Origin of the sequence: Streptomyces sp. WAC 06738 (assembly GCF_003945505.1) — a bacterium.
GTDB lineage: Bacteria > Actinomycetota > Actinomycetes > Streptomycetales > Streptomycetaceae > Streptomyces.
The window spans coordinates 2,001,371-2,019,855 of the sequence record NZ_CP029618.1 but is presented as its reverse complement, the minus strand read 5'-3'; the positions used below and the strand labels follow the sequence as shown (position 1 = coordinate 2,019,855).

Below are 18,485 nucleotides of genomic sequence, written 5' to 3'. Positions count from 1 at the left end.
CACCGACACCCCGTGTTCCCTGCGTCGTGCCGCGCCGTAGGTCGGTAAGTATCAGCCGATGCGACGAATTATCACACAAACGGGAGCGACCGCGGCCCTGTGCGTCGCCCTTGCCGTGCCCGCCGGCGTTCCGCACGCTGCCGCCCGCCCCGACCCGGGGACCGACGGCAAGGCCGGGGTACGGGCGGTGCGCGGCACCGTCGACCGGCTCTTCCGGGACGCCGCCGCGGCCACCGAGCGCTACGAGGCCGCCCGCCGGGCGTCCGCCGCGCAGCGCGTGAAGATCGCCAAGCTCCAGCGGGCCGTCCGCGCCCAGCACCGCAGGCTCGTCGTGCTGCGCGGCCGGATCGGGCAGCTCGCCGCCCACCACTACCGGTCCGGCGGCCTCGGCCCCACCGCCGCGCTGATGTCCGCGCGCACCCCCGAGGACCTGCTCGACCGGGTCTTCCTGCTCGACAGGGGCGAGCAGGCCGCGGCCGGCCTCTACCACCGCGCCGAGCAGGCCGAGCGGCGGCTCGCGGACGAACGCGAGCGCCAGGCCGTCGCGCTCGCCGACCTGCGGGCGGAACTGCACACGCAGGCGCGGGTGAAGCGGTTCATCGAGCGCAAGCTGGAGCGGGCGCAGGGCCGGCTCGACGACCTGCAGGGCGCGCAGGCCGCCCGCTCGCGCAGCTCCGCCTGCCCGCGCGGCGTGCGCTCCCGGGCCGTGACGCTGAGCGCGGACGGCAAGGCGCTTGCGGGCCGCAAGTGGACGGCTCCTGTGGGCCGTTACACCCTCTCCTCGCGCTTCGGCCAGGCCGGCGGGATGTGGTCCTCCCGGCACACGGGCCTCGACTTCGCCGTCGAGGAAGGCAAGCCGGTGGGCAGCGTCGGCTACGGCGTGGTGTACGAGATCGGCTGCGACGACGCCTTCGGCAACTCCGTCACCGTCCGGCACGACGACGGCTACTACACCTTCTACGCCCACCTCTCCGAGGTCCGCGCCAAGCCCGGCGAGCGGGTCTTCCCCGGGCAGCCCCTCGGCCGCGCCGGCACCACCGGCAACTCCACAGGGCCGCACCTGCACTTCGAGGTCCGGGTGACACCGCAGTTCGGCTCGGGGATCGACCCGGAGCCGTGGCTGCGGGGCAAGGGCGTACGGCTGCGCGAGGCGCCGGCGGAGTAGCGCTCAGGCCCCAGGCTGCGGGCCGCCGGTGATCCGCTCGTGCTCCTCGTCCGACACCGCCTCGCCGGAGGCCGGCAGCAACTGGGGTATGCCGTCGCGCACCGGATAGCGGCGCCGCAGCCGCGGGTTGTAGAGCGCGTCGCCGGAGTCCAGCAGGGTCAGCGGGCCCTTGTCGAGCGGGCAGACGAGGATCTTCAGCAGCGGGTCTTCGGGGTTCACGGGACGGGTCCTCCACGGTGGGGGGTCGGTACGGGGGCGGGCGGCAGGGCGGCGGGAGGCCGCCGCTCCGGCGGCTCGGGCGCGGCGCCGGGTTCCGGTGCGGAGCCGGGCAGTGCGCCGCGTACGGCCTCCGGCTCGTCGCCGCCCGCGGCCTCCGGCTCACCGTCGCGTACGGGCCCGGGGCCCGGCGCGTCGCCGGCCGGCTCCTCCGGAGCCGGCTCGTCGTGGCGCGGGAGCGCCAGCAGCACCGACACCGCCAGCGCGATCCCGCCCAGCCGCAGCAGCAGCCGCGGCGCGTCGTGCGGCAGCGGCTCGCCGAAGACGAACGTGCCCGCGGCGACGGCGTGCAGGCAGTTGGCCGTCGTGCACACCGGCACGATCAGCGACGCCCGGCAGCGCTGCAGCGCCGCCTGCGACATCACCAGCCCCGCCACCGCGGTGAACGCCAGCGTGTACGGGTACGGCGACGCCAGCAGGTCGCCCGCGATGCCGAGCACGTCGGAGCCCGACACGAGACCCGAGACGCCCTTGATCGTGAGCGAGCTGACCCCGTACAGGAAGCCCACCCCGACCCCGTACGCGATGCCCGTCGTCGGGATCCGGTGCCGCCGCTTGGCGCGCAGCTCCGCCGCCAGGTACAGCCACACCCCCGCGGCCAGCGACGGGAGCGCGACGAGCAGGAACCGCCCGGCCGGCGCCGAGGTGCTGACCGTGTCCGCGTCCTGGTCCAGGGAGAGCACGATCATCCCCAGCGAGAGCAGGATCGCGGCCACCCCCGCCAGTTCGCGCGCGCTCAGCCGCTCGCCGAGGAACCGCGACGACAGCAGGACCAGCAGCACCAGCCCCGAGACGAGGATGCCCTGCGCGGCGGCCAGCGGCAGCGTGCGGTAGCAGAGCAACTGGGCCGCGAACCCCAGCCCCAGGCTGAGGCAGCCCGCCAGCCAGAGCGGGCTGGACACCAGCACCCGCACCATGCGGGCCGGCCGCTTCACGCTCAGCTCCGGCAGCGCCGACAGGGCCCGTTTCTCCAGCACGAAGCCGCAGCTGATGAAGACGTTCGCCAGCAGCGCCGCGGCAACCCCCCACCACATCGACTACTCCCGCCTGGCGTGGACGAGCAGGATCGAGGCCAGCGACGGCGCCCGGCACAGGGCGCGGTCGAACGGCCGCAGCGGCCTGGGCACGTCGTGGTACGGCGCGCCGGCCACCTTCTCCACGGTAAAGCCGGAGGCCGCCAGAAAACCCCGGAGTGCGCGGGCCGTGTAGAGCCGGAGGTGGCCGACGACCTGGCTGCCGGGGCGGCCGTGGATGCCGCGCAGGCTGACCTCCGAGAACACCGGCTGCACGCCGGCCAGCAGCAGCGCACGGTTGTACCAGGCCGCGAGGTTGGGGGTGGAGAGCAGCAGGTGGCCGCCGGGCCGCAGCACGCGGCGCAGTTCGTCGAGCGCGGCGTCCGGATCGACCAGGTGCTCCACGACCTCGCTGAAGAGCACGGCGTCCGCGCTGCCCGCGGCGAACGGCAGCCCCGCGGGCTGCGCCGCGCCGTCCGGCAGCCCGCCGCGGACGACGTGGACCGGTGTGCCGGGGGCGGCGTCGCGGGTACGGGTCCTGGCGCGGCGCAGCGCGTCGTGCGACCAGTCGACGGCGACGATGCGCTGCCCGCCGGGGCGGCGCGCGTCGAGCACGCCCGCGGCCACCGCGGCGGCGGAGCCGTCGCCGCACCCGACGTCCACGACGACCGCGGGCGCCGCGCCGGTACGGAACGGGCCCAGGGCGTCCGCCAGCATGCGCGCCTGCCGCCGGCTGCGGGCGTCGCCTGAGGCGACGGGGACCGCCGGGTTCTCGTAGAACTCCCGCAGCGAGGCCGGGGCTTCGGCCCGGCTCACGCCGGATCCCCCGCGTCCTCCGCGCAGGCCGCGAGACCCTGCTGCATCAGCTCGCCGATGCGGACGGCCGCGGCGTGGTCGAGGAGGGCACGGGAGTAGCGGATGGCCAGGTGCAGCCGGCCCGCGGTGGACGCGGCGGTGATCGCGAGACCGCGCGGCATCCGGGAGGGGGCGGAGAACCACACCGCGGTCGGGCGGCCGGCGTCGCCGAAGTCCAGCGGGTAGACGATGCGGCCGATGTTGGAGAGCAGGGTGGTCGACATCAGCGGCGCGGCGGCGCTGCGCAGCGTACGGGCCAGCACGCCGCGGACGCCGACGGGCAGCACCGGCGCGGTGAGCAGCCTCCCGTAGAGGCCCAGCGGGTGGCTCGGCTCGGACTTCAGCGTGTGCGTACGGGCCATGGTGGCGCGCAGCAGCCGCTCGACCGCCGCCCGGTCAGGCGCCTCGCCGCCGCTCAGCGCCTCCGCGTCGGCCCGCTCCCCGGGGCCGAAGCCGACCTCGGTCAGCCGGGTGCCGTTGCCGATCAGCATCTCCGCCGACTCCCGCGCGCGGTTGTCGACGGGCATGGTGATGCGCACCGGGGCGGTGCGGGCGCCGTGCGCGCGGTTCCAGCGGGCCGCGGTGAGGCAGGTGGCGACGAGGAGCTGGTCGTTGACAGTGGCGCCGTAGGAGGTGCGGCGGGGGGCGGGCAGGTCGAGGAGGAGCAGGCCGTTGCCGGTGCCGGGAGCCCCGGAAGACGACGTGTCGCCCGCGATGCGGGCGGGGCGGGCGGGGCGCGAGCGGCCGGCGTCGGCGGCCGGGGGCGGGGGCGGGGGCGGCGCGGAGGCCGCCTTCGGTCCCGTACGGGCCGGGGAGGTGCCGCCGGGGGAAGGCGCCGGCTGCGGTTCGCCGCCCGTGTACACCTCCGCCGCGGTCGCCAGCACCCGCAGGCAGGAAGGGCCGTCCATGGCCGTGTGGTTGACGGTGGCCATCAGGACCGTGCCGCCGTCGCCGGTCTCGACGGCCTCGATGCGCACCGGCGGCGCGGCGTCCAGCGGCGGGCAGTCGGTCAAGGTCCGCTCGCGCGCCGCCTCCAGCACGCCGGGCCCCGCCGGCAGGAACGTGACCGGGTCGACGTCGGCCTCCGGGGTCACCTGCCACTGGTAACGGCGGTGCCACCAGCGGCTGGCGGCCTTGCGCTGCTGGAACCGCGGGTGCCTGCGCGCGGCCTCGGCGAGCGCGGTGCGCAGCCGCTCGGGCTCGAACCGCCCGGGGAAGTGGAGCTCGATGTGCACGGTCTCCGGCTCCACCGGATCCGTGCAGTGCAGCGAGACCTCGTCCACCGTGGGGAACGGGACCCGTCCCGGCGCCGCGGGGGCGGGCCGGGCGGGCTGCGTCACCGTCATCTACGCCTCTCCTTCGCGGTGGGCGCCCCGGGTGCGGGGCGCCCACCGGTGTTCACTTGCCGTTCTCCTCCCGCCGGCCGGCGGGCGTGCCGTCGTCCGGCGGGGTGTCCGCGGGCGGTGCGTCCGCGGGCGGGGTGTCCTGTACGTCGTCCGCCGGGCCGGCCGGATCCGCCGCGTCCGGCGCCTCCGCCGTGCCGCTGAGCGGGATCGGCGGCTTGGGCACGAAGACGTCGCGCGGCTCGTCCTGCGCGGTGCCCAGCGGCGGGGTCGCCGAGTCGTCCGCCGCCGCCCGCTCGGTGCCGAGCGCCGGCGTCCGGTCGGCGCCGGACTCCGCGGCTGCCGCCGCCGCGGCGCTCGCGCCCGCGGACCTGCGGCGCCAGAAGCGCTGCGTCGGCCGGTCCGGTTCCGCCTGCGGCACGGCGCCGGGCTCCGCCGCGACGGCCGTACGTCCGGGCGGCCCGCCGGGCCCGGGCGGCGGACCGCCCGCGGCACCGGCCGCACCCGCCGCGGGCACACCCGCGCCGTACGCGGGGAACGCGGCCGTCTCCGCCTCCGGGTCGACGTCGGGGCCGTACCCGGTCTCCGGCCCGGCCGGCTCCGGCCGCTCCGCGGTGACCAGCGCCGCGGCCAGCGCCAGCACGGCGAGCGCCTGCGCGACGCCGCTGAAGGCTCCCTCGTCCATGCGGACAGCCTCGCCCGCGCCGGTCAGCGCCGCAACACCCGCGCCGGCCATGGCCACCAGCGCCAGCGGCGCGAGCAGCCCGGCCCGGGTCCGCGCCAGCAGCGCCAGCGCCGGGACGATCAGCGCGTACGGCCCGGCCACCACGGCGACCACGGCGGTGAGCACCAGCGCGCCCAGCACCCAGCCCGGCGCCGGCGGCGCCGGCTCGGCGACGACCACCTCACGCCGCCCGGCGCGGACGAACGCCAGCCCGAGCAGCGCCAGGATCGCGGCGACGCCGGCGAAGATCCCGGCGTCGTACCAGGCCGCCGGCTTGTACTCCAGCTTCACCTCGCCGCTCTTGTCGGCGGGCACCAGGAAGCCCTGCTGCCAGCCGTCGAGCCGCACCGACTCCAGCTCCTCGCCGTCGAGCGTGGCCTTCCAGCCGTCGTTGTAGTTCTCGTACGTCGTGAGGTACGCGTCCTGGCCCTCGCCCACCGTCACGGCGCGCTCGTCGCCCGCCCAGTCGGTGGCCTCCACGTCGCGCCCCGCGGCCGCCGCGGCGGGCTCGCCGCGGGTCAGCGTCAGGTCGGTGACGGCCAGCGCCTCGCCGTCGCCCGCGGCGACCGCGTGCCGCCCGGCGGCCAGCTCCACGGGACCCGCGGTCTCGCCGTCACCCGGGCACAGCTCGATGTCGACGGGCCGGCGGTCGACCAGGTCGCCCAGCGTGCCCTCGGCGCGGGTGTTGAGCAGTTCCCCGTCCACCGACACCACCGGGCCGCTGCCGCACTCCAGCTCGAACGGCTCGTCCTTCTTCACCGGCTCGGTGCGCAGGTCCTCCTCCGCGTCCTCGCCGAGCGCCGGCACGTAGACCTCGGTGAGGCCCACGGGCAGTTGCACGTCGCGGTCCGCGAACGGGTTGTGCACGGAAAGCGACTCGGTCTCGGTGACCTTGATGTCGATCCTGTCCGTCGTCACCGGCGGGATCCGCACCCAGCCGTTGGCGTCCACGCCCACGGTCTGCGCCCCGGTCGGGGTGCTCACCTCGACCTCGGTCGGCCGCGCCGACAGGCCGCCGGCGGGCGCGAGCACGAACTCGCTGATCTCGGTGGCCTCCGGCCAGGTCAGCGTCAGCGACTCGTCGGCCCCGGCGATCCAGGCCGTGGTCAGGTCCTTGTCGACCAGGTTGCGCGGGCTCAACTGCGGGCTCAGCGGCATCGTGGAGCCCGCGGTGACGTTGATCCGCTCCTCCGGCAGCGCGCTCAGGTCGTCCAGCAGCGCGTCGAGTTCCTGCCCCTGCACGGGCAGCGCCCTGCCGGTGACGGTGTACTCGCCCTCCCCGGACTCGAAGCGCCGCTGCAGACCCGTCTCGGCCGCGGCCGGGTTGAGGCCGCCGAGGTCGCTGCCGCGGTGCAGGGAGATCTGCTCCGCGTCCGCCGCGACCTGCTTGGCGTCCGCGGGCAGCCGGAGCTGCCTGCTGACCGGCGAGACGCCGGGGATCTCGACCTCGGCGAAGCCGGCGCCGGCGAAGCCGGTGCGGGCGCCCTCGGTCTTGCGGATGGTGATCCGCAGCCAGTCCGCCTGCCCCTCGGGGGACTTGACGGTCTGCGTCCGGCCACCGGCCTGCAGCGTGCTCACCTCGCTGCCCCGCGGGGTCTCCACCTCGACCTCGACGGGCTCGGGCCGGATGCCGGCGCCGGGCAGCGGCGTCAGGTCCAGCGTGCCCTCCAGGTTCGTGGGCTCGGTGAAGTCGATCTGCAGCCACTCGCCCTTGGACGTGTCCGGGTTGCCCTCGGCCCAGCCGGTCTGCGGCACGCCGTCGAAGGCGTTGACCGGGTCGAACTGCGGCAGGTGGAACATCCAGTTGCCGCTGGTCGACGCGGTCACCGAGGCGGCGCCGTCGAGGACGGCGGTCGTCTGGTGCTCGGTGCCCTTCTCCGGCACGATCATCCGCGGTTCGTCACCGGGGTCCTGGAGGCTCTCCTCCGGGTTCTTCTCGTCCTCGGTGTAGGTGTACGAGGTGTTGTTGTTGACCACGCCGAACCGGGTGTCCGCCCGGCGCAGCCCGTCGGCCTGCACCTTGAGCGCCGGCTCCTCGACGCCGGGGTGGGCGTCGCCCGCGAGCACCGCGGGCCGGCCCTGCCAGTCGGGGTCGGCGGAGAGCCGCAGCAGCGACTCGGGACCGCCGCTGAGGACGGCGGTGTCAGCGGCGTTGAGCGTGCCGGCCGGTCCCGGACGCAGGTCCTCGCCGTCGGCGGGCTGGTAGATCTCCACCGCCCGCTGGCGCGAGAACAGCCCCTCGATCTGCAGCGGCGTGCCCTCGGGGATGCGGCCGCCGGTCAGCTCGGGGCCGAACTCGGCGACCTTCTCGTAGCCGGAGGACGTGAGGGTCTGCTTCACGGTGGTCGGCGGGACGTAGCCGACCTGGTCGGGGTCGAGGTCGTTGCGTACGACGACGTAGTGCAGGCCCGCGCGGGCCAGGAACGCCTGGAGGCCCGGCACTTCGCCGCCGGTCATCAGCGCCTGGTCGACGGCGTCCATCGCGCGCCGCGAGCCCGCCGTGCCGAACGGCACGTAGTCGCGCTGCGCCCAGCGGGACTCGGCGAGCACGTCCAGCGGCTGGTCGATCGGCTTGCCCCACTCGTACGTGCCGTGCGCGGTCGCCGGCACCACCAGGGCCCGGCTGTCGGGGGAGTACTCCTCCAGCCAGTCCGCCGTCTGCTCCCAGTGCCTGGGCAGCTTGTCGAACCCGCCCGGCTGCAGCACGTCGCCGTTGGCGTACGGCAGCACCAGGCCGGGCAGCACGACCAGGGCCGCGATCGCGGGCACCCACGCGCTGCGCCGCGGGTTGGCGCGGGTGCCGCGGCGCTCGGCGGCGACCGCGACGATGTGCGCGAGGCCCAGGGCGAGCGCGAGGGCCAGACCGGGCTGGAACTTGTAGATGTTGCGGAACGGGCTCAGCCAACTGTCCAGCGCGTCCTGCACGCCGCCGGAGAACGGGGCGCCCAGCGCGCCGCCGTAGCCGGCCAGGGTGAGCAGCGCGACGACCATCACGGTCAGCACCAGCCAGCGCCGCTCGGGCAGGTCACGCCGGGCCAGGCCCGCCAGACCGAGTCCCGCGGCGAGCACGGAGGAGAGGATCGGCAGCCAGCCGGTGGCGACGGTCCAGCCGCCGGGCAGCCACGCCTCGCCGAAGTTCAGGTACGCGACCCAGTTGCCGGTGCCGCGCAGCACCTCGGTTGCCGACATGGTGGTCGTGGTGTTCTGCGCGGTCTCGATGAACGGCAGGAAGTTCTCGCCGTAGATGCCGAGGAGCAGCAGCGGCACGATCCACCACAGGCACGCCAGCAGTACCCCGGGCAGCCACCACGCCAGCAGCCTGGTGCGGCGCGAGCCGGTGCGGGTGCACACGTACAGCAGCGCGGGCAGCAGCGCCGCCAGCGTGGAGGCCGCGTTGACGCCGCCCATGAACGGGATGATCAGCGCCGAGCGGGCGGCGGCGACCCGCGGCGTCAGCCGCTCGTCGAGCAGCGGCAGCAGCACCCAGGGCAGGACCGCGCCGGGCAGCGCGCCGGCGGAGGTGGAGCCGACGATGATGGTGAACACGGGCCACAGCGCGTACGCGACGGCGCCCAGCACCCGGGTCCCCGGGGTGCCGAAGCCCAGCCGGTCGGCCAGCTTCAGCGCGCCCCAGAACGCGGCGGTGACCACGAGCGACAGCCACAGCCGCTCGGCCAGCCACGTCGGCATCTGCAGCACGTCGGTGAGCAGGTAATACGGCAGCATCGGGAAGGCGTAGCCGAAGTACTGGTCGTGGATGCCGCCGAAGCCGTTCTGGTCGTGCCACAGCTCGCCCAGGTCACCGGCGAACTTCCACGGGTCGACCACCACGCCGAGCTTCGTCTCGAACGTCGTCTTCCCCGCCGAGGGGATGAGCCAGGCGACGAAGGCGAGCGCCCAGAAGCCGAGCGGCCAGCGCCAACTGCGCCGGCTCTCGGGCGGCCGCGCCCCTGCCGGCCCCGAGGGGGGCGGTGGTGAGTAGGGCCGGCCGGGCGTGGCCGGCTGCGCGGGGAGCGTGGAGGTCATGGGCACCGCCGGAGTATGAGAAGAAGGTTCCAGGTGGCGAACTCGCGTACGCCGGGGACACGGACGACGGCCTCGGCGAGGAAGGGCCAGTAACGGGACCGGGCCGCGACGACCTCGACGTCGTCCCGGGCCCGTACCGCCTTGAGCGTGGGGCCTATGTGGATGGCGAAGAGGTTCTCGCCCAGGGTGTGCTTCGGGGCGCGTCCGGTGCGCCGCGTGTAGCGGCGGCGCGCCCGGTCCGCGCCCAGGTAGTGCCAGGGCGCCTGCTCGTGGCCGCCCCAGGGGGAGAGCCAGTTGGTGAACGCCACGTACAGCAGGCCGCCGGGCTTGGTGACCCGGATCAGCTCGCTGAGGAAGGTCTCGGGGTCGGCGACGTGCTCCAGCACGTTGGAGGAGAACGCCACGTCGGCGACGCCGTCGGCGAGCGGGAGCAGATAGCCGTCGGCGACCACCGCACCGGTGGTCACGTCGGAGCCGGCCGCCATCTCGCCGGCGTCGCAGTCGAAGAGGTACGCCTCGGCGCCCCGGCTGCGGAACTCCTCCGTGAACCAGCCCCCGCCGCCGCCGACGTCGACGACCAACTGGCCCTTGAGCGGCGTGATCCGCTCGACCTGGTCCGCCGCGTCCCGCGCCAGCAGGCCGTACGCGCGGGCGGGGTCGTCCTGCTCCTTCATGAAGGCGCGGAAGAGGGCGACAGAACGCCGGATGGAGGGGTCCCGCACCGCCGTCACCCTCCCCGCTTGTCGTGCTGCCCGGCGCGGGCGAGCGCCTCGTCGGCGACGGCGCGGAAGTCGCGCACCGTCGCCTCCCAGCTCAGCCGGGTGGCGCGCCGCCGGGCCGCGGCGCCGAGGGCGGCGCGCCGCTCCTCGCTGAGCGCCAGCGCGCACCAGTGGGCGGCGAACGCGCTCTCGCCGCGGGCCAGCATGCCGGTGTCGCCGTCGCGGATGGAGTCGCGCAGGCCGGGGATGTCGAAGCCGATCGCGGGCGTGCCGCGCACCGCCGCCTCGGTCACCACCAGGCCCCAGCCCTCGACGAGGGAGGGGTGCAGCAGCAGCCAGGAGGAGGCGAGGAGGCGGTGCTTCTCGCCCTCGGAGACATGGCCGGTGAAGGTCACGCCGGGACCCGCCATCGCCTCCAGCCGGCCGCGCTCGGGCCCGGTGCCGACGATGACCAGCCGGCCGCCGGTGACCGGGCGCACCCGCTCCCACAGCCGCAGCAGCAGGTCGATGCGCTTGTACTCCACCAGCCGGCCCATCGCCAGGAAGAGCGGCTCGGGCGACTTCTGCGGCAGCGGGCCCGGGTCCTCGACGCCGTTGTGGACGACCCGTATCCGCTTGGGGTCGACGCCTATGTTGCGCAGCGCGGTGGCCGTGGAGGAGGAGACGGCGACCAGGAGGTTGCCGCGGTGCGCGCCGGCGAGCGCCCAGTGCTCCAGCCGGCGGCCGAGGCGGGCGAGGGGGCCCGGGTAGCGCATCGCCCACAGCTCGGTGTGCACGTGGTTGACGAGGCAGAGCGACGGGCCGCTGTGCCAGAGCGGCGCCAGGTAGGGCATGCCGTTGCAGACCTCGACCAGCAGGTCGGTGCCGCCGACGTGGCGGGAGAGCGCGCGGCGCGCGCGCAGGAAGTGGCCGGCGTCGCCGCCCGCGGAGACGACGCGGTAGTCGCGGTACGCGGCCGGGCCGCCGCAGACGAGGGTCACCTGGTGGCCGTGGTCGGTCAGCCCGCCGGCGAGCCGGTCCACGAGCAGTTCCGAGCCGCCCGCGGCGGGGTTGCCGAGGTCCCGCCGGGCGAGGAAGGTGATCCGCCGGGCGGCGTGGCCGCCGCCGTCGCCGCCGCGGCCGTCGGCCGCGCGGGTGCCGGCGGTACGGGCGCCGCCGTCCTCGGGGCCGCGGCTGCCGCGGCGCTGGGCATCGTGGCCTTCCGCGCCCCGGCTCGCGGGCACGCCGGCGGTCCCGGCCGGGTGCGGGTGCGTACGCCGGAGTGCGTCCGCGTCCAGGGACGGGGGTACGTGCTGGGGCATCGGTGCTCCAACTCGTCTCAGGGTGCGGGCGGGTGGTTCAGGGCCGTTCGTGGGGTGCGGCATGGCTGTCGGGTGGACGGGGGCGACGGGGACGCCGGCCGGGGGGACCGGCGCCCCCGTCACGGGGGTGGGGGTGAGGGGCATCAGGCCGCGACCGGCTGGGGCGGGACGCCGTCCGGCTCCCGGTCGCGGTCCGGCTCGTCCCGCCGGCCGCCGCGGGCCAGCAGCACGGCGCCGGCGCCCGCGAGTACGAAACCGGCCACCAGCGCGACGACCGGCAGGGTCTCGCCGACCAGCTTCAGCCTGCTGCTGTCCTCGTCGGCGAGGTCGACCTGTTCCTTCTGGGTCTCCTCGGTGAACGCGATGCCGTCGCTCTGCAGCAGCGTGACCTCGTCGGTGCCGCCGCCGGGCTGGCGCAGCGTCTTCTTCGGCGCGATGGAGGCGTAGATGATGCGGCCGGTGCGCTCGTCGGCGACCAACTCGATCTTCTCGTTCGCGTACCACTCGTCCGCGAACACCTGCTCCTTGTCGGGCAGTCCGACCATCACGCCCGGCACCTGCCGGGTGCCGGTCTTGACGGGCTCGACCTCGCCGGTGAAGGCGAGCCCGGTGTAGCCCTGGATCTTCCGCGTGCCGTCGTACTGCAGCGCCACGGTGTCCTGGGCGGTGCTGTCCCACCAGCGGTACGTACGCTTCTCGACGTCGAAGGGGAACTTCAGGTACGCGTCGCCGCCGAACCGGTTGCCGTCCACGCCGGTGTCCTCGTCGCAGCAGTGCTCCGGCGCGTTCGTCTCGCGGTTCATGACCCAGCGCTCGGTGGTGAACTGGAACGCCCGGCGCGGGTCGTCGATCTCCCGCGTCAGCGGGGTGTCGATGGTGGTGGCCGCGTCCCAGACGGCGGTGTCGTCGTCGCTCGCCGCCACGTCGCCCAGCACCCGCCGGACGATCGTCAGCTCCTGGTTCTTCCGTTCCTTCTGCGTTTCGGTGTCGTAGAAGGTGCCGGTGCCCTCGTAGCGCGTCGTCGACTCGATGTCGACGGGATTCAGCTTGGCCCGCGGCTCGACGTAGAACGCGAGCATGGGGGCGAGCACGAGCAGGAAGACGCCCAACCCCAGCAGGATGAGGGACAGGGGTGACGCGGTACGGCGGCTCATGCTGCACTCCCGGCAGGGGCTGGTTTACGACGCTGGTTTTGTCACCGCGGTGCAAGTTCTACGGGTCGGTAACGTAAGGCTGTGCTTGACAGGGTGTCAATGCTGCTCCCACACTCAGCGTCCATGCAGAACCGACTGGTAGCCGCCGTGGTGACCAGCGTCGCCGCCGCCGCTCTCGCCGTGGGCGCCGCCCTCGGCCTGGTGGCCGCGCTGAACGCCACGCCGGAGCAGCCCAACGTCCCGCTCATCAGCTTCGACGGTCGCTGACCTGGTATTCGTCCCCGCCGCGGAGGCCGCGGCGGGGGCTTTGCCACGCCCGGGCGGCCATCGTCGCGCAGAGGGCGACACGCCGAGGACACGGTGTCGTATCGATGTCCAAAAATTGTCGACCAGGTGACAAGTAGTCACCGTCCGGTGGCGCGGCGCACCGGTGGCCGGCGGCGGTACGCGGCACGCGCCGCGCCCCGCGTCCGCGCGGCGGTCATCAGCCGAACTCGGCCCACACGCACTTGTCGTTGCCGCGCGGCTCCACGCCCCACACGTCCGCCAGCCGGTCCACCAGCAGCAGCCCGCGGCCCGAGACGCCCGCTTCGCCCGGTTCGCGGCGGTGGGGCAGCGCACTGGAGCGGTCCTCGACCTCGACGCGCAACCTGCGCTCCGGCGTACTCAGCGGGCGGATCGTCACGATCGCGGGGCCGTCGGTGTGCAGCAGCGCGTTGGTGATCAGCTCGTCGGAGACCAGCTCGATCTCGTCCGCCCGCTCGCCCGCACCCCAGGAGCGCACCGCGCTGCGGATCATGTGCCGGGCGGCGGAGAGCGCGTCGGGGTCGGAGGGCGGGATGTACTGGCGCAGCCGGCTGCCGGGCTGCGCGGTGTCGCCCGCGGTGCGGCGGAGCATCACCAGCGCCATGTCGTCCTCGACCTGCCGCTCGTCCACCACGTCGCACAGCCGGTCGGAGAGTTCGTCGATGTCGCGCGGCCCGGTGCGTACCAGCTCGGCGAGTTGGGCCATGCCCTGGTCCAGGTCGGTGCCGGGGGCCTCCACCAGGCCGTCGGTGTACATCAGCAGCGCGTCGCCGGGGTCGAGGACCATGGTCGTCACGGGGTAGTCCAGCGGGCCGAACGTCGCGGAGAGCCCCAGCGGCAGGCCGCCGGGGACCGGCAGCACGCGGCAGCCGCCGTCCGCGTGCCGCACCAGCGGGTCGATGTGGCCGGCCCGGACCAGTTGCAGGGCGCCGGACGACAGGTCGATCTCCGCGTACGTGCACGTGGCGAAGCGCTCGGTCTCCAGCTCGCGGAGGAACTCCGAGGCCCGCGCCATCACGGTGGCGGGCGCGTGGCCCTCGCCCGCGTACGCCCGCAGCACGATGCGCAGTTGGCCCATCACCGCGGCGGCCTGGGTGTCGTGTCCCTGGACGTCGCCGATGACGACGCCGACCCGGCCGCCGGGCAGCGCGATCACGTCGTACCAGTCGCCGCCGATGCCCTGCCCCTCGTGCGCCGCCCGGTAGCGCACGGCGACCTCCGCGCCCGGCACCTCGGGGATGCTGCGCGGCAGCATGGCCTGCTGGAGGTCCTCGGCCAGCCCGTGCTCGCGGTCGTGCAGCTTGGCGCGCTGGAGGCTCTGCCCGATGCCGCTGCTCAGCGAGACCAGCAGGTTGCGCTCCTCCGGCGAGAAGGCGCTCTTGTCGCGGTACGAGAGCCCGAGCGCGCCGATGACGCGGTCCTCGGCGATGAGCGGCAGATACGCGGCGCAGTCGATGCGCAGGGACTCCACGTACGGGTAGAGCCGCGGGTACGCGGCGGCGAACTCCGCCCGGGAGAGCACCAGCCGCGGCCGGCCCGTGCGCACCACCTCGCTCAGCGGCAGCCCGGGCTCGTCGACCCGGGTGAAGTCCGCGAGCTGGACCTCCGTGCCTTCACCCATGGTGATGATCTGGATCCGCCCGGCGTCCACCAGCCCCAGCACCATGTTCACCGCGCCGAGCCGGGCCAGCCCTTCCTCGTCGCCGAGCACGCCGATCACGTCGTGCACCGTGGTGGCGTTCGCCAGCGCCGCGGTGGTCTGCTGCACGACGCCGGTCTGCCGGCGGCGCTCCTGGTCGAGCGCGAACTGCTGCGCGGAGTAGTTCAGCTCCAGCGTCGCGTCGCGGACCATGCCCACGACGCGGTGCGCGCGGCCGCCGTCGTCGCGCAGGATCACGCCCTGGGTGTGCGTCAGCCGGGACGTGCCGTCGCGTAGCTGAACGCGCAGGTACGCGCTGTAGGCGGGGCGGTCCTGCGCGATGGCCCGGGAGATCAGCGCGTCGAGCCGCGCACCCTCCTCCCGGGTGACGCGCGAGCCGAGTGTCTGCGGGTCGCCGTCGTACTCCTCCGGCCGCAGGTCGAACACCCGCAGCGCCCCGTCGTCCAGGTGCATCTGCCCGCCGTCGAGGTCCCAGTCGAAGCTGCCCATGCGGTTCAGCTCCATGCTGACCACCGCGGGCGCGGGCCAGTCGCCTGCCTCCGGGGCCGGCGCAGCCGTGCCTCCCCGCTCGCTCATGCCGTTACTTTCACACTTTTTGTACGGATATTCGAGTGATCCGCCATTCTACGCCCCGCGGAGCCACCCGCAGAACAAAGCGGTGGCGCCCCCGCCCGCCGCCCCGGCATGCTGACCCCATGCTGATCAGGGACGCCACCGCCGACGACTGGCCCGCCATCTGGCCGTTCTTCCACCGCATCGTCGCCGCCGGCGAGACCTACCCGTACCCGCTGCACATGAGCGCCGAGCAGGGCCGCGAGGTGTGGCTGCCGCCGCCCCCGGACCGGACGACCGTCGCCATCGACGACGAGGGCCTCATCGTGGGCTCGGCGAAGATGAACGCCAACCGGCAGGGCAACGGCGACCACGTCGCCAGCGCGAGCTACATGGTCGATCCCGACCGGCACGCGCGCGGCGTCGGCCGCGCGCTGTGCGAGGACTCCCTGCGCTGGGCCCGCGCCCGCGGCTTCCTCTCCATGGAGTTCAACGCCGTCGTCGAGACGAACATCTACGCCGTGAAGCTCTACGAGTCCCTCGGCTTCCGCATCACCGGCACCCAGCCCCGCGCCTTCCGCCACCCCAGCGAGGGCCTGGTCGGCCTGCACTGCATGCACGTCGATCTCTGACTCCGGTCCCCATTGCCCGCCGTGAAGGCGGGCGTTACGCTGCGTTCGTCATTTCGATAACTGGTCGAGATTTCGGACCTTCAAGGGGTGGGTGAGCGCGCATGGGGCGACTCGTACCGGCCGTGACGCGCGCTCTCGACATCCTAGAGCTCTTCCTCGACCGGGACACGACGCTCTCCGCTCCCGAGATCACCCGCAAGCTGGGCCTGCCCAGGACCACGGTGCACGAGCTGGTCACCACCCTGGCCGCCCGCTCCTACCTCGGCGCCGTCCCCGGCCAGCCGGGGCGCTACCGGCTGGGGGTGCGCACGTACCAGCTCGGCGCCACCTTCGGCGAGCAGCTCGACCTCGCCGCCGAGGGCCGGGAGGTCGCCCGCGAGGTCGCCGAGACCTGCGACGAGACCGTGCACATCGCGATCCTCGAGGACACCGACGTCATCTACATCGCGAAGGTCGACAGCACCCGCGCGGTCCGGATGGTCTCCGCCACCGGCCGCCGGCTGCCCGCGCACTGCACCGCCGTCGGCAAGATGCTCCTCGCCTCGCTGCCCGAACAGGCCCTCGACGCGCGGCTGCCGGAGAGCCGGCCGCTGGTCGCGATGACGGACCGCAGCCTCACCTCCGTACGCGACCTGCGCCGCCACCTCGCCGGGGTGCGCGAGCGCGGCATCGCCGTCGAGGAGCGCGAGTCCAACCCGGACGTGAGCTGTGTGGCGGCGCCGGTGCACGACTCCGCGGGCCGGGTGGTCGCCGCGCTCAGCATCTCGGTCCCGATGATCCGGTGGAGCGGGGAGCGCAGGGACGAGCTGGCGGAGCTGGCCGCGAAGGGCGCGAGCCGGCTGTCGGAGCGCCTGGGCCACCGGGGCGGCAGGGCCGGGACCAGGTGAGCCGGGGGCACGGCCGGTACGGCGGTCCCGGGCGGACCGGGGACGCGGGCCGGGCGCGTACACGGGAAGTGAGCCGGGGACGCACCCGGAGACGAGAGCCGGGGCGTACCCGGGAAGGAGCCGGATGACGATGCTGGACGTGGCCGTACGCACGCGCGCCGAGCTGGGCGAGGGGCCCACGTGGGACCCCGCGGCCGGCCGGCTGATCTGGGTCGACATCCTGGGCGCCCGCATCCACGCCTACGACCCGGCCACCGGCAGGCGCACCGTGCAGACCACCGAGCAGCACGTCGGGTCGGCCAAGCCGCGTGCCGGCGGCGCCGGTTACGTCGTCAACCTCCGTGACGGCGTCGGGCTCTACGACGCGGACGGCGCGTTCCGCTGGCTCGTCCACGAGCCGGTCCCGGGACGCCGCGGCAACGAGGCGATGGTCGCCCCCGACGGCGCCCTGTGGGCCGGCACCATGCGCTACGACTCCACCCCCGGCGGCGGCACCCTGGCCCGGGTCACCGGCGACGGCACGCAGACCGTCGTCCTGGACGACGTCACCGTCAGCAACGGCACCGGCTGGAGCCCGGACGGCCGGCTCATGTACTACGCCGACACCCCCACGGGCCGCATCGACGTCTTCGACACCGACGGCGTGGAGGTCACGGGCCGGCGCCTGTTCGCCGCCGTGGAGGACACCCCCGGCTCGCCCGACGGGCTCTGCGTCGACGCCGAGGGATACGTGTGGGTGGCGCTGTGGGACGGCGCCGCCGTGCGCCGGTACGCCCCGGACGGCACCCTGGACCGCACGGTGGAGGTGCCCGTACGCCGCCCCACCTCCTGCGCGTTCGGCGGCCCTGAGCTGACCGACCTGTACGTCACCTCCTCGTCGCTGGCCGACGCGCACCCGCTGGCGGGTTCCGTCCTGGTCCTGCCGGACGCGGGCCGCGGGCTGCCGCAGGCGCCGTTCGAGGGGTGAGGCGCGGATGACCGCGGAGACGGCGGCGGGGACGTTCCGCATCGGCGGCGACCTGGAGGTCGGCCGGCTCGGGTTCGGGGCGATGCAGTTGCCCGCCGGACCGGCGGACGCGCGGGCGGCGTCGGTGGCGGTGGCGCGGCGGGCGGTGGAGCTGGGCGTCACGCTCATCGACACGGCGCACCTGTACGGCGGCGGGGCCAACGAGGAACTGCTGGCCGAGGCGCTGTACCCGTACCCCGAGGGGCTGTTGATCACCACGAAGGTCGGTGTCGCCCGCTCCGCCGAGACGGGGGAGTGGGGGCTGGACGGCCGGCCCGAGGTGCTGCGCGAGCAGGTGGACCACGCCCTGCGGCGGCTGCGGGTGGAGCGGATCGAGCTGCTGCAACTGCACCGCATCGACCCGGAGGTGGACCTCGCCGAGCAGTTGGGGGCGCTGCGGGAGCTGCAGGAGGCGGGGAAGGTCGCGCGGCTGGGTCTCTCCGAGGTGACGGCCGGGGAACTGGCCCGGGCGCGGGAGCTGGTGGACGTCGCGAGCGTGCAGAACCGCTACAGCGTGGGCGACCGGGAGCACGAGGCGGTGCTCGACGCCTGCGCGGCGGCGGGGATCGCGTTCCTGCCCTGGCGACCGGTGCTGGGCGCGGTGCCGCCGGCGGACGCCGCGGGCGCTCCGGACGCCGGGGGCCCGGAGGCTCCGTACCGGGTGATCGGGGCGGTGGCCCGCGAACTCGGCGCGACGCCCGTGCAGGTCGCGCTGGCCTGGCTGCTGGCGCACTCGCCCGTGGTGCTGCCGATCCCGGGGACGGCGAAGCTCGGGCATCTGGAGGAGAACGTCGCGGCGGCGGGCGTACGGCTGGAGCCGGCGCACCTGGAGCGGCTGGACGCGCTGTCGTCGTGAGGCCCGCGGG

Annotated in this window: 15 protein-coding genes; 6 read left to right on the top strand and 9 right to left on the bottom strand. The window is 74.8% G+C overall.

All coding sequences use genetic code 11. The features are described from left to right. Positions 1-58: 58 nt before the first annotated feature. A complete protein-coding gene (locus DMB38_RS08490) occupies positions 59-1,165 on the top strand; it encodes a peptidoglycan DD-metalloendopeptidase family protein (RefSeq protein WP_240662045.1) in 1,107 nt (368 codons plus the stop codon). A gap of 3 nt (positions 1,166-1,168) precedes the next feature. Here the strand turns inward: DMB38_RS08490 and DMB38_RS08485 are convergent, their stop codons facing one another. The 8 genes from DMB38_RS08485 to DMB38_RS08450 all read right to left on the bottom strand — a co-directional run bounded on the left by DMB38_RS08485 (position 1,169) and on the right by DMB38_RS08450 (position 12,576). Next, positions 1,169-1,384 (bottom strand): Trm112 family protein, encoded by a 216-nt coding sequence (locus DMB38_RS08485; protein WP_125934651.1) that lies wholly within the window; start codon positions 1,382-1,384, stop codon positions 1,169-1,171. Then, entirely contained in the window at positions 1,381-2,475 is a 1,095-nt protein-coding gene (locus DMB38_RS08480; RefSeq protein WP_125934650.1) for a DMT family transporter, read from the bottom strand. Before DMB38_RS08480 ends, DMB38_RS08485 begins: the two co-directional genes overlap by 4 nt. Before the next feature lie 3 nt (positions 2,476-2,478). Continuing rightward, positions 2,479-3,270, bottom strand: coding sequence for a methyltransferase domain-containing protein (locus DMB38_RS08475; RefSeq protein WP_125934649.1), 792 nt, complete (start codon positions 3,268-3,270; stop codon positions 2,479-2,481). After that, positions 3,267-4,655, bottom strand: a complete 1,389-nt coding sequence (locus DMB38_RS08470) for a condensation protein (RefSeq protein ID WP_125934648.1) — start codon at positions 4,653-4,655, stop codon at positions 3,267-3,269. Before DMB38_RS08470 ends, DMB38_RS08475 begins: the two co-directional genes overlap by 4 nt. Positions 4,656-4,707: 52 nt before the next feature. Continuing rightward, entirely contained in the window at positions 4,708-9,402 is a 4,695-nt protein-coding gene (locus DMB38_RS08465; RefSeq protein WP_125938892.1) for an alpha-(1->3)-arabinofuranosyltransferase family protein, read from the bottom strand. Continuing rightward, positions 9,399-10,124, bottom strand: a complete 726-nt coding sequence (locus DMB38_RS08460; protein WP_125934647.1) for a class I SAM-dependent methyltransferase — start codon at positions 10,122-10,124, stop codon at positions 9,399-9,401. The genes DMB38_RS08465 and DMB38_RS08460 overlap by 4 nt, the downstream gene beginning before the upstream one ends. A 5-nt stretch (positions 10,125-10,129) precedes the next feature. Further along, positions 10,130-11,422 (bottom strand): glycosyltransferase family 4 protein, encoded by a 1,293-nt coding sequence (locus DMB38_RS08455; RefSeq protein ID WP_125934646.1) that lies wholly within the window; start codon positions 11,420-11,422, stop codon positions 10,130-10,132. Positions 11,423-11,565: 143 nt separating this feature from the next. Beyond that, positions 11,566-12,576: a DUF3068 domain-containing protein gene (locus DMB38_RS08450; RefSeq protein WP_125934645.1), complete on the bottom strand. Its 1,011-nt coding sequence runs from the start codon at positions 12,574-12,576 to the stop codon at positions 11,566-11,568. A gap of 123 nt (positions 12,577-12,699) precedes the next feature. On the opposite strand from DMB38_RS08450, the gene DMB38_RS36055 reads away from it, so the two are divergent. Beyond that, a complete protein-coding gene (locus DMB38_RS36055; protein WP_018840808.1) occupies positions 12,700-12,843 on the top strand; it encodes a hypothetical protein in 144 nt (47 codons plus the stop codon). 217 nt (positions 12,844-13,060) lie between these two features. Here the strand turns inward: DMB38_RS36055 and DMB38_RS08445 are convergent, their stop codons facing one another. Further along, positions 13,061-15,118 (bottom strand): SpoIIE family protein phosphatase, encoded by a 2,058-nt coding sequence (locus DMB38_RS08445; RefSeq protein WP_125934644.1) that lies wholly within the window; start codon positions 15,116-15,118, stop codon positions 13,061-13,063. Between the two features lie 119 nt (positions 15,119-15,237). On the opposite strand from DMB38_RS08445, the gene DMB38_RS08440 reads away from it, so the two are divergent. The 4 genes from DMB38_RS08440 to DMB38_RS08425 all read left to right on the top strand — a co-directional run bounded on the left by DMB38_RS08440 (position 15,238) and on the right by DMB38_RS08425 (position 18,475). Then, positions 15,238-15,726, top strand: coding sequence for a GNAT family N-acetyltransferase (locus tag DMB38_RS08440; RefSeq protein WP_125934643.1), 489 nt, complete (start codon positions 15,238-15,240; stop codon positions 15,724-15,726). Positions 15,727-15,827: 101 nt separating this feature from the next. Further along, on the top strand, positions 15,828-16,613 hold the full coding sequence (locus tag DMB38_RS08435; RefSeq protein WP_125934642.1) for an IclR family transcriptional regulator: 786 nt from the start codon (positions 15,828-15,830) through the stop codon (positions 16,611-16,613). Between the two features lie 130 nt (positions 16,614-16,743). Then, the gene (locus tag DMB38_RS08430) at positions 16,744-17,580 is read left to right on the top strand and encodes an SMP-30/gluconolactonase/LRE family protein (protein WP_125938891.1); all 837 of its coding nucleotides are present in this window, start codon (positions 16,744-16,746) and stop codon (positions 17,578-17,580) included. A 7-nt stretch (positions 17,581-17,587) separates the two neighbouring features. Continuing rightward, the gene (locus DMB38_RS08425; RefSeq protein ID WP_125934641.1) at positions 17,588-18,475 is read left to right on the top strand and encodes an aldo/keto reductase; all 888 of its coding nucleotides are present in this window, start codon (positions 17,588-17,590) and stop codon (positions 18,473-18,475) included. Positions 18,476-18,485 lie beyond the last annotated feature (10 nt).